This window comes from Pradoshia sp. Z6_59 (assembly GCF_058267515.1).
This window is the reverse complement of the sequence record NZ_JBZCPP010000007.1, coordinates 37,584-52,621: the sequence shown is the minus strand read 5'-3', so window position 1 is coordinate 52,621 and position 15,038 is coordinate 37,584. Positions and strand designations below refer to the sequence as shown.

The window sequence follows — 15,038 nt, the reverse complement described above, 5'->3', positions numbered from 1 at the left end:
TTGAATTCCTCTATGAAAATAAATGTCTATTATTGATTACTAATAATTTCGCGCTATACCTTTGAAACATGTCCAGAGGTTAATTTGTAAATTGCTTCCTCATATTCCTGCTGCAAACTTTTAATAATAGACTCTATTGGTTGCATATCTTTAATCGACCCTACTCCTTGGCCAGCAGACCAAATATCCTTCCAAGCTTTTGCATCATTTTCTTTACGAACCACATTCATTTCGCTTTTTCCAGGTAGATTTGCAGGATCCAATCCAGCTCTTTTAATGCTTGGGATAAGATAATTGGCATTCACACCACTAAAGTTATCCGTATAGATAATATCGCTGGCATTCGATTCAATTAACATTTCTTTATACCCTTCTTTAGTAACCGCTTCCAAAGAAGCGATAAACCGAGTACCCATATAAACAAAATCAGCTCCAAGCGCTTTTGCTGCTACGATTTCTTGTCCGTTTGATATACAGCCTGCCAAAATAATGATTCCATCCCAAAATTGCTTTACTTCAGCTATAAAAGCAAAAGGATTCAATGTACCTCCATGACCACCCGCGCCATTGCAAACAAGAATTAATCCATCCACTCCAGCCTCGGCTGCTTTTTTTGCATGCTTAATGCTTATAACATCAGAAAATACCAGCCCTCCGTATTCATGGACAATCTTAACTTCATTTACTGGTTTTCCAAGCGACGTAATTACGATAGGTGGTTGGTATTTCTTTATTAACGCTAAATCACTTTCATAACGATGATTAGTCGAATGAACAATTAAGTTTACTCCCCAAGGTGCTACTTTTTTGTTTGTATGTTCCTTTTGCAATTTCGCATGCCCTTCCTTTATTTCTTGAAACCATTCCTCCAATTGTTCCTCAGTTCGTGCATTTAAGGTTGGAAAAGTACCAATTACTCCAGATTTACAGCTTGCCAGTACCATTTCAGGAGTAGAAATAATAAACATTGGTGAAACAATAATCGGCAAAACAGCTTGCTCCATTAATTCTTTGACACTTTCTTTTCTCATTTGTTCTCCACCTCCAAGTATTTATCATTTTTTAAATTTACAAATAACATCTCAATTTTGCAGTGAAATAAAATCATAATTTGAGAAAAGATTATGTAACACTTCAATAAAATACTGATAATAACAATCCTGCATCGGTATCAAAATCGGTCATTGAAGCAGACGCTATAACGTCATATAATACTTTTTCAACAACAGTTAGATATTTCCTTTAATTTAACCGTAAAATGCTTGCGCTTTCTGTTTAAATATCCATATACATAGTCCTGCCTTGATATTTGTCAAATACGTTATTCATAGGGGATAAAAAAAGAAGACTTCACCAGGAAGAAATATTCCTGATGAAGTCCTCTGAATAGGGTAACAGATAGCACTGGCTATAAATGATTAAAACCCAGGCCTAATGTTTCTTGTTCAATCCCTTTTTCCTCTGAATCTGATCGTCCATATATACAAACACCAATCCAATCATTGCCCGTGCTTATTTTTTTATTTTTACCTCTTACTATGCCATAGGTCAAGTCAACTTTCTTTAGTAAGTCACCTACTTGAATGGTTCCTCTGCCGACGCCTTGTACTGCCTCTAAAATGGTATGATATAACGTATTTCGTTCATTGTATGATTCCGAATTTATAATTCCCTGTGTTTTTGCACTTGCTTCGATGACAGAGATAACTTTATTTAAGTCGATAGATCCTATACTTCCTACAGTGTACCGGCAATTCTCCATATTTAACTGCTTCTTTATCAATTCTCCCGCTTCATTGTTATGTAAGAGTACCAATAAAGATGTTAACTTGCCCATCGTGAAATCGTGATCCTGTATGATCATCTTTAGCACCCCCTCAGTAAATAAAGCAATTGCCAAGTGAGAATAAATTGCCCTTAAACCAGTTTAATAATTACAACTTAATATTTCGTTCATCAGTGCATTTTATACATGTAAACAAAGACATTCTTGAGAGCTAACTGTATTGAACACCTTTATCTCATTACTATATATGTATTTTAATTCGAATTGATTTATTTATTTTTTTCAATAAGGAAGGATCTTATTTAAAATGTTTTATTGAATCCCCTTTAAATTATAAATATGGAAACTTAAGGTGTTATTCATTCTGTATATGCAAAACAGACCAATTTGCTATGCAAATCAGTCTGCCTTTTCAAAATTTATTTTTTTACTGTTATTTTGAGTCCTGACCATTATATTTTCTTAATCGGGCCAAAATGATCTTCTAAAGCAACCTGCAGTATGCCGATTGAGCGTTCTAGCTCTTTTTTCATTAACTTCCGGTAAATTTCTAATTCTTCTTTCCCTTTGTCCGTTAAATAATAAATAAAAACTTCCTGAACATTCTCCTGCGGATCGCCGAGTATTTCGGTTCTCTTTTTTACGAATCCGGCTTTATACAATTCTTTATAGGTTTTATAAATTTCCGTATGGGTTGGCGAATAGCCAAATGGTTTAAATTTTTCTCTTAAATCATTTAACACCATGGAACCATAGTCCCTTGGATGAGAAGCAATCTCCAGTAGATAAAGCTTTAAAAATGCTTTTTGTTTTAATAAGAACCCTCTGTTCATTCCCCTCACCTCTTACATTAAACATCCCTTTTAATCTTATAGTATCAAATTTTTGCTTTCTTGGTTGGTTTTATGATTTTTTCTTGGTGGCTGGGTTTTTAGAGAAAACCATGAAGATTTGGAACATAGTTTATTTATTTCGTATCAATGAAAATATATGTTATTTTCTCTCATAAATAGTAATTATAAATGTTACCGGAGTTATTATACTTTTAGTGTTAATTCATTGAAGTTTATTATTTTAAAGTTAAATGAACCAATAAAAAAGCGGACCCGCATGCTTAAAGCATGTAGATCCGCGCGTTTCTTGTGGTTTGAATACAATTTTAATATAGCAATGACCGTTTATTACAGTCTTGTATCCCACTTATTGCACCAAACGTTTTCATTTGGTGTACCATGGAATTCAGATTCGCCCATGATTTTGTCAATCACGGCTTTGATTGTGATTTCAGTATCTTTGTATGCGTTAATATAGCATTTTACCATTGGTACATCAGTTAAATGCGTTGTGAAGTTCAATGAAACGAATACAGTTGGAACCTCATGTACATACCAAGGAATCTCGTTTGCCATTGCCGTTTTCCATCTGATGCGGTAGTTGTTTTCTGCACCATAACCAATGACATTGGCAAATACAAGTGCTGCATCTACTTCTTCACGGTATTTTAATGTAGGGCCTTTAACACGAGTGTCACCTTCGTTAACAGTTACTTCAAAGCCTCTGCTTTCAAGCTCTTTCACAATATAGTTAAGAGTTTTATCATCGCCTTCATAAATGCCGCCTTTTTCACCTTCTAAGAAATACAGGCGAATGCGTTTATGTGTTTCTGGTCGGATTGGCAGTTGATCCAATGTGTTTTTAACAAGCGTAATCCCTTTATCTGCAGCTTGTTTAGCACGCTCGATATGATCTTCACAGCCAATTACTTTTAAATCTTCCTCATTACGGAAAATAGAACCATCTTCTTTTGCTTTGTGCAAGCCAAGTGTCGCTTTGAATCCTAAGATTCTTTCTAATGCATCCTGAAGACGTTCTTCTGTAATGATACCGTTTTTGTATCCATTTAACATGAAATTGTAATCTTCATCAATATCGTTGAAGAACAAGAACATATCACAGCCTGCTGCAATGGATTGAGGTACATATTCTTCACGTCTCATTGCTGCTGTCATTCCAAGCATATGAGATGCATCAGTCAAAACTAGACCGTTGAAGCCTAATTTACCTTTTAGGAGACCATTAATTAATTCTGGCGCTAATGTAGCTGGCAGGATATCATGGTCTTCCAATTCAGGTACCAATGCTTTTTGATATTCCGGCAAAGCAATATGACCAGCCATAATAGAGTGTACACCGTTCTCAATATGGTTACGGTATACTTCACCGAAGGATTTTTCCCATTCATCTACAGACAATTCATTTACGCCCATCACTAAGTGTTGGTCACGTTCTTCTGTTCCATCACCAGGCCAGTGCTTAATGCAAACACCAACATTGCTTTCTGTTAGCCCTTTAATGTATGAATTTGTGTGCTTGATAACCGGTTCAGCAGTTGTACCGTAAGCACGAGTATTTACGATTGTATTTCTCCAGTTTTTCAGGATATCCACACATGGGTCGAAGTTCCAGTTAACACCAACCGCATGCGCTTCACGACCGCTTACATAACCGGCATCAAAGGATACTTGTTCATCACCAGAAGCTTCACACATAGCAGCTGAGGCCACATATGTACCATCGTTTACCGCACCATTACCGCCGGCATCACAGTTCGCTGCTACTAGTAATGGAATTTTGGTATCCTTTTGAAGTTCATTGATAAGTGCTTGTACTTTATCGGAAGTAGCACCCATATAACGTGCTCCGCCAATATGGTATTTTTCAAGAAGCTCTTTGTTTGTGAAGCTGTTTCCGCTGAATTTATCATCACCAAAGAAGAATAGGTTAATGAATAACTGACCAATCTTCTCTTCAACCGTCATTCCGGCAATAGTATCCTGTACCCACTTGATATCTTCATCAGAAAGATTATATGGCTTTGCCTTTAAATCAACTTTAGGCATCGGGATATTTTTAGCGATTTTTTGAATCATCTGTACTTCCTCCAAACCTTATTTTAAGTTATCGTTGAATTCCTTGATCAATTGTTCTTGGTATTCACCTGCGAAGCTGCCGTCCAAGAATTTAGCTAGAGCTTCATTTTGGAAACGATCCCATGAGAACTTTTCTTTACCAACAAGAATTGGGTAATATAGAACATCATTTACTTCTGCAGCAGATAAATCTCCAGGAGCATCACCGATCATTAATACACGAGTGTTCTCATATCCGAATTTTTTCAATTGCTCAATGCAGTACGCTTTTGTACCAGCTTCTTGGCCAAGCATAACATCAACATGTACGTTTAATTCATGTCTTGTCCATTCATCTAATACTGCTGCGCCATTTGCAGAAGAAACAATCGCTACATCAGCAACATTATTAGCTGCAGCTAAGCCTTCTTTAGCGCCTTCAACAGGTTTATCGTTACCAGCCAATTCTTCTTCAATTGTACGGTTAACCGCATGGCTCCACTCTAATGCTTTCTTTAATTGCTCGTCATTTGTTTCCGCAATCGCTCTTTCAAGTGATGGATTGGAAAGTTCATTCGTTGTTTCAGCCCATTTTTTGAAAGAAGTGATATCAGGCATTTCAATGCCTTCTTTTTCTAAAGCTTCGAAAGTAGCGACAACGCCTTTAAAGCGGTTGATTCCTCTTGTTCTTGTGTAAAGGTTGATATCATTCCATACCTTAAGGAAACGATCTTTAATGTGATGAAGCTCCCAAACGTCTACTGCACGCGGCCCAAACGCTTCTTCGTGTTTTACACCCATCGTATCCATTGCGCAGCCATCGGAATCTACGCATACTAAAAAGTCTTTTGATTTAACAAATTCTTTGATGTTGTCCTTCATTCCTGACTCTCCTTCTATATTAATAAGCCGATACGAATTCTTAACGAAAAAGATCCGCATCGACTTATTTTAATCATTAGCGATTATTTTTATTTACTGCTTCCCATAAACCAATCAGGTAAGTAGCACCTAATGCACGGTCATATAAACCGTAACCAGGCTTACCAGTTTCGCCCCAGATCATACGACCATGGTCAGGACGGATTGGTCCTTCATAGTTGAAGTCTTTCATTGCTTTAATTACTTCATACATATCAACAGAACCATACTCAGATGGGTGAGCACTTTCTTCGAATGACATTCCGCCTGTTAATTTAACGTTGCGGGCATGTACAAAGTTTACGCGGTCTTTCTTACCAAAGTAACGAAGCATTTCTGGGAAATCGTTATCTGGGTGAGAACCAAGTGAACCGCTGCACATTGTTAAACCGTTATATGGGCTGTCATATAGGTTAACGAATCTTTCTAGGTTTTCTTTGTTTGTGATGATACGTGGTAATCCAAAGATATCAAATGGCGGATCATCTGGGTGGATTGCCATTTTTACACCAGCTTCTTCTGCAACTGGAATGATTTCTTTAATGAAATACTCAAGGTTTTCCCAAAGTTTTTCATGATCAACATTTTTGTAGTGATCAAATAATTGTTGCAGGTCTTCTTTTTTATAGCTGGAATCCCAACCTGGTAAAGAAAGTTCACCTGTTAATGGATCCATTTTCTTAGCTACTTCTTCTTCGAAGATAAGAGCTGTAGAACCATCTGGAAGACGGTATTCTAAATCTGTACGTGTCCAGTCAAAGATTGGCATGAAGTTGTAGCACACAACAGGGATGCCAGCTTTACCAAGGTTACGTAAAGTTGTTTTGTAGTTCTCGATATATTTATCACGAGTTGGCAAACCAATTTTGATATCTTCATGAACCGGTACACTCTCGATAACAGAGATGTGCATACCAGCATCTTCTACAGTCTTTTTCAATTCTTCGATTTTATCCATCGGCCAAGCTTCACCAACCGGGATATCATAAATAGCTGTTACAATTCCTTTCATACCTGGAATTTGACGGATGTACTCCAAAGGAATACTATCAGTTTTTCCATACCAACGGAATGACATTTCCATAGTAAGTTTCCTCCTAAAAATTATTGAAGATCTATATTAAAATAGTTCTTAGCGTTATTAAAGCAGATGTTTTCAATTAAGTTTTGCAGCAATGCCGGATCATTTGGAATCTCGCCAGATTCTACCCAAGTACCAATTAAGTTACATAGAATGCGGCGGAAGTATTCATGTCTGCTATAGGAGATAAAGCTGCGTGAATCTGTCAGCATCCCTACAAAATGACTTAATAATCCTTGATCAGCCAGAGCTGTCATTTGGCGAATCATGCCTGGTTTAGTGTCATTGAACCACCAGCCAGAACCAAATTGGATTTTACCTGCGATTCCTTCTTCGTTTGTTTGGAAGTTTTGAATCGTTGTACCAATCAGTTCGTTGTAAACAGGATTCAAATTATACACAATTGTTCTAGGCAGGGAATCCCTGATTTCTAACGCGTCTAGCAGCGCATTTAATGGTGCGGCTACTTCGCCTTGATCACTAATGGAGTCAAAGCCTGCATCAGGTCCTAATCTTTTGAACATTTTTGTGTTGTTATTGCGGATTGCACCAAAGTGAAGCTGCATTGCCCAGCCTCTTTCTGTGTAGGCTTTTGCAAGAGCAATCAAGATGGCTGTCTTGAATTTATTTTCATCCTCCAGGCTTACAGCTTTACCACTGCGTCCAGATTGATAAATTCCATCTAATTCGCTTTCATCGAATTCAGCAAATGGAACCTCAGATAAACCATGGTCAGAAATTCTGCAGCCTTTTTCGTGGAAATATTGAACTCGATCTAATAGAGCCGCAATATAATCCGCATAAGTTGCTAATGATTTGTCAGCAACCTTTTCAAGAGTCTCCACGAATGGAACGAATGTAGCTTTATTGATTTCCAATCCTTTGTCAGGTCGGAATGAAGGAAGAACCTTCACTGGGAAATCAGGCAATTCAGCGATTTGTGCATGATACTGAAGATCATCCGTCGGCTCATCTGTCGTGCCAATTACTTTTACATTTGAGCGTTTAATGAGTTCGCGAACAGAAAAATCATCTTGCTGCAACAATTCATTGCAACGGTTCCAAATGCTTTCCCATGTATGTTCGTTTAATAATTCTTCAATACCGAAGTAGTTTTTTAACTCGATATGAGTCCAGTGATACAAAGCGTTTCCAACTGTATATGGAACCGTTTTAGCCCAGGCTTCAAACTTCTCCTTCGGATCTGCATCACCAGTAATATACTTTTCAGCAATACCATGCGCTCTCATGGCTCTCCATTTATAATGGTCACCTTCGAGCCATAGTTCAGTAATATTTTTAAATTTACGATTCTCTGCAATATCCTTTGGGGATAAATGGCAGTGGTAGTCGTAAATTGGCATATTCTTAGCGTATTCATGATACAACTTCACAGCTGTTTCATTTTGCAATATAAAGTTCTCATGTATAAATGAACTCATCAGCTTTACCCTCCTTTATGTAGCAGGTCTTGATTATTTATTTTGAAGTGTTGCTAAATGGTCCATAAACTCTCTTGCAACTGCTTGGACAGAGCTGTAATCTCCATCTTTCACGTTCTTCGTCAAGGCACTTCCGATACCTACTGCAAAAGCTCCCACTTCGATCCAATCAGCAAGATTATCCTTGCTTACACCGCCAGAAGGCATCATTTGAACATGTGGAAGTGGTCCGTGTACATCCTTAATGAAGGATTTGCCAAGAAGGCTTCCAGGGAACATTTTGATAACATCAGAACCGTATGTAACAGCCTCCATTACTTCCGTTACAGAACCGCAGCCTGGTAAGTAAGGAACACAGTAACGATTACACATTAAAGAAATATTTTTATCGAAGTGTGGGCTTACGATATAGCGTGCACCCTTCATAATTGCTAAACGAGCAGTTGCTTCATCCAATACAGTTCCTGCACCGATGATCATGTTTTTGTCATTTAAGCTCGCAAGTTCAGCAATAACATCTCCTGCATCAGGTGTTGTAAACGTAATCTCTAAAGAACGAATACCGCCTGCATATGCTTGTTTAGCAATTTCAACAGCTTCTTCTTTTGTTTTCCCACGAACAACCGCTACAACATAGCCTTTGCGCATTTCATTTAATACTTCAAATTTTGGTAACATATCATTCACTCTCCAGTTCTCGAGTCGATATCAACAAAACAAATAGCGATAGTTAATCGCTATTTGTTTGCTATTTTTTAGAACAAATTAAACACCGGAATATGCAGAGAATGCACCATCAACCGGGATAATTACACCGTTTACAAAGCTAGAAGCTTCATGGCTTGCAAGATATAACATTGTTCCAACAAGCTCGTCTGCTTCCCCAAAACGATCCATTGGCGTATTGCGAAGAATTTTTTCAGAACGCTCTGTGTAAGAACCATCCTCATTCTTCAACAATTTTTCGTTTTGTGCTGTAACGAAGAATCCTGGAGCAATCGCATTAACACGGATGCCCACTTTAGACATATGTACAGCCAACCATTGTGTAAAGTTACTTACTGCTGCTTTCGCACCGCTGTATGCAGGAATTTTTGTTAATGGTGTGTATGCATTCATAGAAGATACATTGATGATTGTTGCACCTTTACGATTCACCATATCACTTGCGAATTCTTGAGAAGGTAAAAGAGTACCTAAGAAATTCAAGTTGAATACGAATTGAACTCCTTCTGGATCTAAATCGAAGAACGTGATTGTATCTTTCAATTGACCATTCAAATCTTCTGGGAATAAATATTCTTTAGTAGTAGTTCCAAGTGGATGGTTACCACCAGCACCATTGATTAAGATATCGCAAAGACCTAACTTTTCTTTTACAACTGCATGAGCAGCTTTCAAGCTTTCTTTGTCTAATACGTTAGCTTCAACACCAATTGCATTTCCACCTTTTTGGCGAACTTCTTCAGCTTTTTTTTCAGCCGCTTCTAAAGCACGGTCAAGAATGGCAACTTTCGCTCCACATGCAGCCAAAGCATCAACAAATGCTCCGCAAAGGATTCCAGCGCCGCCTGTAACAACTGCAACTTTATCTGTTAAATCAACTTTAAAAGGTAAAGTAGTCATTTCGTCATACCTCCATATATTTGCATTGAATTTTGAAAAACACTATGTATACGTGTTATTGCATGCTTGTATACTAGCATACTTGAAGAGTTATATCAATAATTTATTTTTCTAAATTTGAACATAACTCATACTTAAATGCTCATTACTTATGATGCTCCATCCAAAGCAAAGTATGTATTTTCCGTGTTTCTTTTTCAGTTTCTAACAAAAAAAGATAGCTCCCGTTTCGGAGCTATCTCTTTACTAATTATTTTTTACGTCTTTCCGCAATATCAATTGCAAGTTGCTCTGTACGTTTCTTGTTTAATGGGTACAAGAACATTAGGATTAAGAAAATAACTGCATAGAACAATGCTGGTGCTAATGTACCAAGTGCATGAATTCCATTTAACGTACCTTCTGTTTGTGTCTCAAGTGCTGCATTGTAACCAACTGCTGCGATCAAGAAACCGCCAAGTCCACCAGCAACCGCTTGACCTACTTTACGAGCGAAGGAGTAAACGGAATAGATTGTTGCATCTTCACGTAGACCTGTTAAGAACTCATGGTAATCAATAACATCCGTTACAAACGCCCAAATTACAACGTTTAAGAATGCTGTACCAAACATACCAAGTGCTGCAATCCATACAAATGTCATTGCATCAATATCTTTCAGCATGAATAGTACGAAGTAAATGATAGCCGCAAATCCCATACCAATAGAAGCAATTTCTTTTTTACCGAAACGAGCAACTAATGGTTTAACCATTGGCATTGCAATGAAAGAAGTAACTGTTGTCATAACACCAACAAGGCTTAGTGCTGCAGTGCTAGTGAAATAATCTTTAAATAGGTAAACGTTTACTGCCCCCATAAGCATGCTGTTTGTCATGAATAATAAGGATGCAGTTAAAATCCAAATAAGTGGTTTGTTTTGACCAATCGCTTTAAGAGTTTTACGAAGATCCATTTTTTCTGCGTCATTTGTTTCAGGAACGATACGTTCAGTTGTTAATTTGTAGCAACCGATGTAGCAAGAAATTGCCAACACACCAAAGATACAAGCAGCCATGAACATACGGTTTGCATCGATTTTGTTATCAACAAAGACAATCATTGGTCCGACTGCATTGATGATCAAGCTCGCAAGCATCATACCAGCTGTTCTGTAAGTAGATAAAGAAGTACGTTCAACAGGTTTATCTGTCATAACAGAAGCCATAGATCCGTAAGGAATATTAACTGTACTGTACAAAGTACCCCAAACGATATATGTTACGAACGCCCATGCCAGATAGAATCCGTCGCCCATACCAGGAATTGTAACGAACATTAAAACTCCTGAGAAAACTAACGGGAATGACATTCTTAAAACCCATGGTCTAAATTTACCATTTTTAGTAGGTTTTCTTGTGTCAATAAAACGTCCCCAAGTTACGTCTGCTACTGCGTCCCATAAACGAGCAGCCATGAAGAGTGCACCAACTGTCGCTGCATTGATGCCAAAAATATCGGTATAGAATACCATTAAGTAAGCACTTACCAATAAGAAGAAGAAATCGTTTCCAAAGTCACCTAATAGGTAACCAATTTTATCCCTCATGCCGAATGGACGAACATTAGGATTAGAATTTCCTTCTGGTGAGCCTTGTTTTTTCAAAGCTTCTGCACTCATTTAAATACCTCCAAATACATTATGTTATAAATGACGAAAATACCGCCAAGCAGGTTCAAACACTTACACTCCATACTTCCATCAATCTCCTGAAAACTGTAAAGGCTACTCTAACAGGTAGTATATACTTACTCCCAAATTTTATTTACATTTCTTTTGCTCATCATTTCACAAAATGAAGTAAAATAAAATGTTGGATTTAATTTGTTCTAAAACTGATTATTAATATTTCGTGTAAAAATAGATTATAATTACTATTGCTCATCATTTCACAAACAAGAGTAAAATAAATGTTTGAAACTCCTTCTTGGTTCAAACTGTGTTTCGTTCATTTACACTAGTATACTAGCATGCGCATGATGAGATTAAAAGACCTTTTTTTAATTTTTTTGGAGGTAAAATAAACCAAACAAGAATCCTCACTAATTTTTCTGTTTCCGTTTTCAGACTGGAAGCTTTAAAAGATACAACCCGAAGAGATACGGACATACGTTTTTCTAGATTGTAAAGTGTCAAATTACTTTTCACCCTTATTTCGCTCTCTTATCTTTGCTTAACCAAACGAGAAGCAATAAGAAATACTTTTGGAAAACTCAAAACAGAGCCTCTGATTTAACCGGATGCAAAATGCTAATAAGAAGTACTAGCTGAAATACAAGTGTAATTTCCACAAAGTGCAAATTGTTTGACTTGTCAGAATGTAGGCGTAATATCAAATTATCATTTAAATTTGGAGGTGAAGGTTACTGTTACTCTATAGTAGCCGATAGGTATTATGAAATATTTAGTCTTATGCTCGCAAATCCTTGTTCTTTTTCTTTTTTATTATATCGGTGTATTCATACAAGAGCTGCTTAGCATTCCAATCCCCGCAAGTATTATTGGGTTATTATTACTATTAGTCTGCTTGAAATTCAAAGTAATCCCGGTTGAATACATTAATCGTGGAGCTGGTTTTTTAATTGCTTTCTTGCCTTTGTTATTTGTTCCTATCTGTATCGGTATTATAAAGTATCCCGAGCTGTTCTCCTCTAAAGGGATCATCATTATGTGTGTCGTATTTATTAGTACAATCATTACCCTGCTGATATCAGGAGGAACAAGCCAGATACTCGAAAATTCTGTGAACAAGCGAAAGGATCAAAATAAATGGAGAAATTACTGATTGCAATTTCGATTATTATTATAACTGTCATCATATTTCTTTTATTAAATAAACTGTATATCCGATTTTCCTTTCCATTTCTTTTACCAATCTTAACAACAACCATTTTAATTGTTTGCATCCTTTCATTTTTTAATATTTCTTATGATACATATATGATTGGCGGAGATTGGATTAATCAATTACTTGGTCCCGCAGTAGTTGCATTGGCTTTTCCGCTTTATAAACAACGGAAAATGCTAAAGGATCATATATTCGTCATTTTGGGAGGTGTCTTCCTTGGGGTATTGGCAGGAATGGTCAGCGGGCTTCTATTTAGTAAACTTGCTGGTGTTGCCGAAAAGATGGCCGTTTCTATATTGCCAAAATCATTAACTTCACCGGTTGCTATACAAATATCAGAGGAATTAGGAGGGGTTCCAACATTAACAGCTATTTTTGTCATGATAGCAGGTCTAACTGGGGCTATTTTAGGACCGCTTATTTTAAATCTGTTCCACATCACAAATCCCGTAAGTAAGGGGATTGCTTTGGGCAGCGCATCCCATGCAATCGGTACCTCAAAGGCTTTTGAATTCGGTGAATTAACCTTTTCCATGAGTTCTATCTCCATGACATTAAGTGCAATTTTTGGTTCCATTTTAGGCCCAATTATCATGAACCTATTTATTAATTAGGAATAAAAAGTCCGTTTTTGCTGTAACGGACTTTTTATATACTTTGCGCTACCTCTTTAATCCCGTAATTTTCGTTCTCGATTTGCTTTACCCTTTCGCTGCATTCCTGTAATTGTTGATTCAGTTTGATAAGCTCCTTCTCATATTTATTTTTAATCCTATTCTCCGTTTCAATCATGAGATCTATATCCGACAGTTCCTTCTGTATTTGTTTAATTACAATTCGATCAGTCCGTTTAAAGTCACTGTCCGAATCTAAAATGTCTTTGACTAAGCTCTCCAAAAGCTCGTCCACTTTTTTCTCTTTACCAAACTGATCAAGTGTCACTGACATATTCAGCAATTTATTAGTAAATTGTTTTATTAAACTGGTTTCCAGTATCTCATTGCTTTTTGATGCGGCTAATTGGTTTAATGTTTTTTGGATTTTAAAGTACTCAGTACGATGTCTTTCAAAGCTTTCGTTTATCGTCAACTCATTTATATCTATAAAAAGGAGGGTAGATTTAAGCTTATATATTTCAATATTCAAACGTTCCTGAATATGATTTTTTTGATATGAAAATTCGTTTATTCTTTGCCGTGATTTTTGGACATGTGTACTCATTTCGATATGTTTCATTTCTAATAAGTCAGAATGATACTCCAATTGACGGTATTCCTCTACTCTTCTCTTCCATTCATCCAGGAATAAAACAGGACTGGATACAGATTTTTCATCACATAAATACGTTAAGGTAATCTGCATAAGGATATAAGGCAGTAGCCTTTTTTTTATAGCCTGTTGCTGATAGTTTATTTGAAGGACTCTGCCGCCAAGGACATAGGGTGTAATAAAATATGGAGAAGTTAATAATTTTATCGTAGGGGAAATATTTTCTTGATTGATTAATGGGATATTCATTGGAAGTTTTTCATTGTAGTTCATTAATAGCTTTGTGAACATATCAAAAAATGAAGGAAGACTAATATTTGATACCTGAATTAATAAAGTGGATAATTCAATTTCCTTAAAAACCTCAATTGATAAATAATTTACAGGCAATTGTTGAAGCAGGATCCATTTTTCATCCTCTGAGAGTTTAAATATAAATTCATATATAGTGTTTAAAAAATCCTGCTGGTCCTCAGCGGAAAGATTTTGAAAGCGATATTCCACCTCATAAAACAACTGTCTGAGCTGATAGTGAATAATGTGGTGGATCCTGGTAAACTCAATTTGCTCCTTCGTATTTTGGAGGAATGATTTCTCCTGATTTATATATATTTGATATATTTTGTTAACAATTTCTTCACATTGATTATCCACATGGGAAACCTCGCTATAATCCATGCCTTCAAGTGCTAGAGTTTTATTCATTTCCTGAAACAAACTGACCTGTAATGCTTCATCTGAGAGATGATTATATTCGTTGGTTTTTTCAAGAAGGTAGTTTACATAATCTACATTATGTTTCCTTGAAACGATTTTGTTGAAATTAAATGGGATTAGTTTTTTTAGATTTATATTTGTTAATAAACTATAAATGATTCGTAAATCGGTTCCTTTCAACGAATAGATACTGTTGGATAATAAAGTTCCATCCATAATACTCACTCTCCCGACCTTAACGGATAGAAACATTTTAACATGGAAATAGTTGTTAATATACGTGTGAATGTAAATCTTTTCAATTTAATTAAGATTGATAAAAGTGTATTTCATAAATAGAGGGACAGAAAATGGTTTAATTTCGAGATTTGTTGAAGCATGACTAATCACTGCATAAAA

General features: G+C 36.5%; 13 protein-coding genes. 2 read left to right on the top strand and 11 right to left on the bottom strand.

Going from position 1 to position 15,038, the window contains the following annotated elements; translation table 11 throughout:
* Positions 1–53 precede the first annotated feature (53 nt).
* From AC4D4B_RS09160 to AC4D4B_RS09115, 10 genes are all read right to left on the bottom strand, one after another.
* Positions 54–1,031 (bottom strand): NAD(P)H-dependent flavin oxidoreductase, encoded by a 978-nt coding sequence (locus tag AC4D4B_RS09160; protein ID WP_490999746.1) that lies wholly within the window; start codon positions 1,029–1,031, stop codon positions 54–56.
* Between the two features lie 377 nt (positions 1,032–1,408).
* Positions 1,409–1,864: a HutP family protein gene (locus AC4D4B_RS09155; protein ID WP_490999745.1), complete on the bottom strand. Its 456-nt coding sequence runs from the start codon at positions 1,862–1,864 to the stop codon at positions 1,409–1,411.
* Between the two features lie 374 nt (positions 1,865–2,238).
* Complete coding sequence (locus tag AC4D4B_RS09150) at positions 2,239–2,619, bottom strand: Replication termination protein (RefSeq protein WP_490994477.1); 381 nt, start codon at positions 2,617–2,619, stop codon at positions 2,239–2,241.
* 348 nt (positions 2,620–2,967) lie between these two features.
* Positions 2,968–4,716, bottom strand: a complete 1,749-nt coding sequence (locus AC4D4B_RS09145; RefSeq protein ID WP_490999744.1) for a glycoside hydrolase family 3 protein — start codon at positions 4,714–4,716, stop codon at positions 2,968–2,970.
* Positions 4,717–4,734: 18 nt separating this feature from the next.
* Positions 4,735–5,577 (bottom strand): HAD family hydrolase, encoded by an 843-nt coding sequence (locus tag AC4D4B_RS09140; RefSeq protein WP_490999743.1) that lies wholly within the window; start codon positions 5,575–5,577, stop codon positions 4,735–4,737.
* A 76-nt stretch (positions 5,578–5,653) separates the two neighbouring features.
* Positions 5,654–6,700 (bottom strand): mannonate dehydratase, encoded by a 1,047-nt coding sequence (gene uxuA, locus AC4D4B_RS09135; RefSeq protein WP_490994474.1) that lies wholly within the window; start codon positions 6,698–6,700, stop codon positions 5,654–5,656.
* Between the two features lie 20 nt (positions 6,701–6,720).
* Positions 6,721–8,139 (bottom strand): glucuronate isomerase, encoded by a 1,419-nt coding sequence (gene uxaC / locus AC4D4B_RS09130; protein ID WP_490994473.1) that lies wholly within the window; start codon positions 8,137–8,139, stop codon positions 6,721–6,723.
* A 33-nt stretch (positions 8,140–8,172) separates the two neighbouring features.
* A complete protein-coding gene (locus AC4D4B_RS09125; protein ID WP_490999742.1) occupies positions 8,173–8,817 on the bottom strand; it encodes a bifunctional 2-keto-4-hydroxyglutarate aldolase/2-keto-3-deoxy-6-phosphogluconate aldolase in 645 nt (214 codons plus the stop codon).
* A gap of 87 nt (positions 8,818–8,904) precedes the next feature.
* Positions 8,905–9,765: an SDR family oxidoreductase gene (locus tag AC4D4B_RS09120; RefSeq protein ID WP_490999741.1), complete on the bottom strand. Its 861-nt coding sequence runs from the start codon at positions 9,763–9,765 to the stop codon at positions 8,905–8,907.
* Positions 9,766–10,015: 250 nt separating this feature from the next.
* Positions 10,016–11,425, bottom strand: coding sequence for an MFS transporter (locus AC4D4B_RS09115; protein ID WP_490994471.1), 1,410 nt, complete (start codon positions 11,423–11,425; stop codon positions 10,016–10,018).
* Between the two features lie 775 nt (positions 11,426–12,200).
* Between AC4D4B_RS09115 and AC4D4B_RS09110 the strand changes: the two genes are divergently transcribed.
* A complete protein-coding gene (locus AC4D4B_RS09110) occupies positions 12,201–12,590 on the top strand; it encodes a CidA/LrgA family protein (RefSeq protein ID WP_490994470.1) in 390 nt (129 codons plus the stop codon).
* The gene (locus AC4D4B_RS09105; protein ID WP_490994469.1) at positions 12,575–13,267 is read left to right on the top strand and encodes an LrgB family protein; all 693 of its coding nucleotides are present in this window, start codon (positions 12,575–12,577) and stop codon (positions 13,265–13,267) included. The genes AC4D4B_RS09110 and AC4D4B_RS09105 overlap by 16 nt, the downstream gene beginning before the upstream one ends.
* Positions 13,268–13,301: 34 nt before the next feature.
* Here AC4D4B_RS09105 and AC4D4B_RS09100 read toward each other — a convergent pair whose 3' ends face one another.
* A complete protein-coding gene (locus AC4D4B_RS09100) occupies positions 13,302–14,855 on the bottom strand; it encodes a hypothetical protein (protein WP_490999740.1) in 1,554 nt (517 codons plus the stop codon).
* Positions 14,856–15,038 lie beyond the last annotated feature (183 nt).

What these genes read in the sequence shown, in the direction of transcription:
- AC4D4B_RS09160 (WP_490999746.1), bottom strand. Translation starts at nt 1,031, where the DNA reads ATGAGAAAAGAAAGTGTCAAAGAATTAATGGAGCAAGCTGTTTTGCCG.
- AC4D4B_RS09155 (WP_490999745.1), bottom strand. Translation starts at nt 1,864, where the DNA reads ATGATCATACAGGATCACGATTTCACGATGGGCAAGTTAACATCTTTA.
- AC4D4B_RS09150 (WP_490994477.1), bottom strand. Translation starts at nt 2,619, where the DNA reads ATGAACAGAGGGTTCTTATTAAAACAAAAAGCATTTTTAAAGCTTTAT.
- AC4D4B_RS09145 (WP_490999744.1), bottom strand. Translation starts at nt 4,716, where the DNA reads ATGATTCAAAAAATCGCTAAAAATATCCCGATGCCTAAAGTTGATTTA.
- AC4D4B_RS09140 (WP_490999743.1), bottom strand. Translation starts at nt 5,577, where the DNA reads ATGAAGGACAACATCAAAGAATTTGTTAAATCAAAAGACTTTTTAGTA.
- uxuA (WP_490994474.1), bottom strand. Translation starts at nt 6,700, where the DNA reads ATGGAAATGTCATTCCGTTGGTATGGAAAAACTGATAGTATTCCTTTG.
- uxaC (WP_490994473.1), bottom strand. Translation starts at nt 8,139, where the DNA reads ATGAGTTCATTTATACATGAGAACTTTATATTGCAAAATGAAACAGCT.
- AC4D4B_RS09125 (WP_490999742.1), bottom strand. Translation starts at nt 8,817, where the DNA reads ATGTTACCAAAATTTGAAGTATTAAATGAAATGCGCAAAGGCTATGTT.
- AC4D4B_RS09120 (WP_490999741.1), bottom strand. Translation starts at nt 9,765, where the DNA reads ATGACTACTTTACCTTTTAAAGTTGATTTAACAGATAAAGTTGCAGTT.
- AC4D4B_RS09115 (WP_490994471.1), bottom strand. Translation starts at nt 11,425, where the DNA reads ATGAGTGCAGAAGCTTTGAAAAAACAAGGCTCACCAGAAGGAAATTCT.
- AC4D4B_RS09110 (WP_490994470.1), top strand. Translation starts at nt 12,201, where the DNA reads ATGAAATATTTAGTCTTATGCTCGCAAATCCTTGTTCTTTTTCTTTTT.
- AC4D4B_RS09105 (WP_490994469.1), top strand. Translation starts at nt 12,575, where the DNA reads ATGGAGAAATTACTGATTGCAATTTCGATTATTATTATAACTGTCATC.
- AC4D4B_RS09100 (WP_490999740.1), bottom strand. Translation starts at nt 14,855, where the DNA reads ATGGATGGAACTTTATTATCCAACAGTATCTATTCGTTGAAAGGAACC.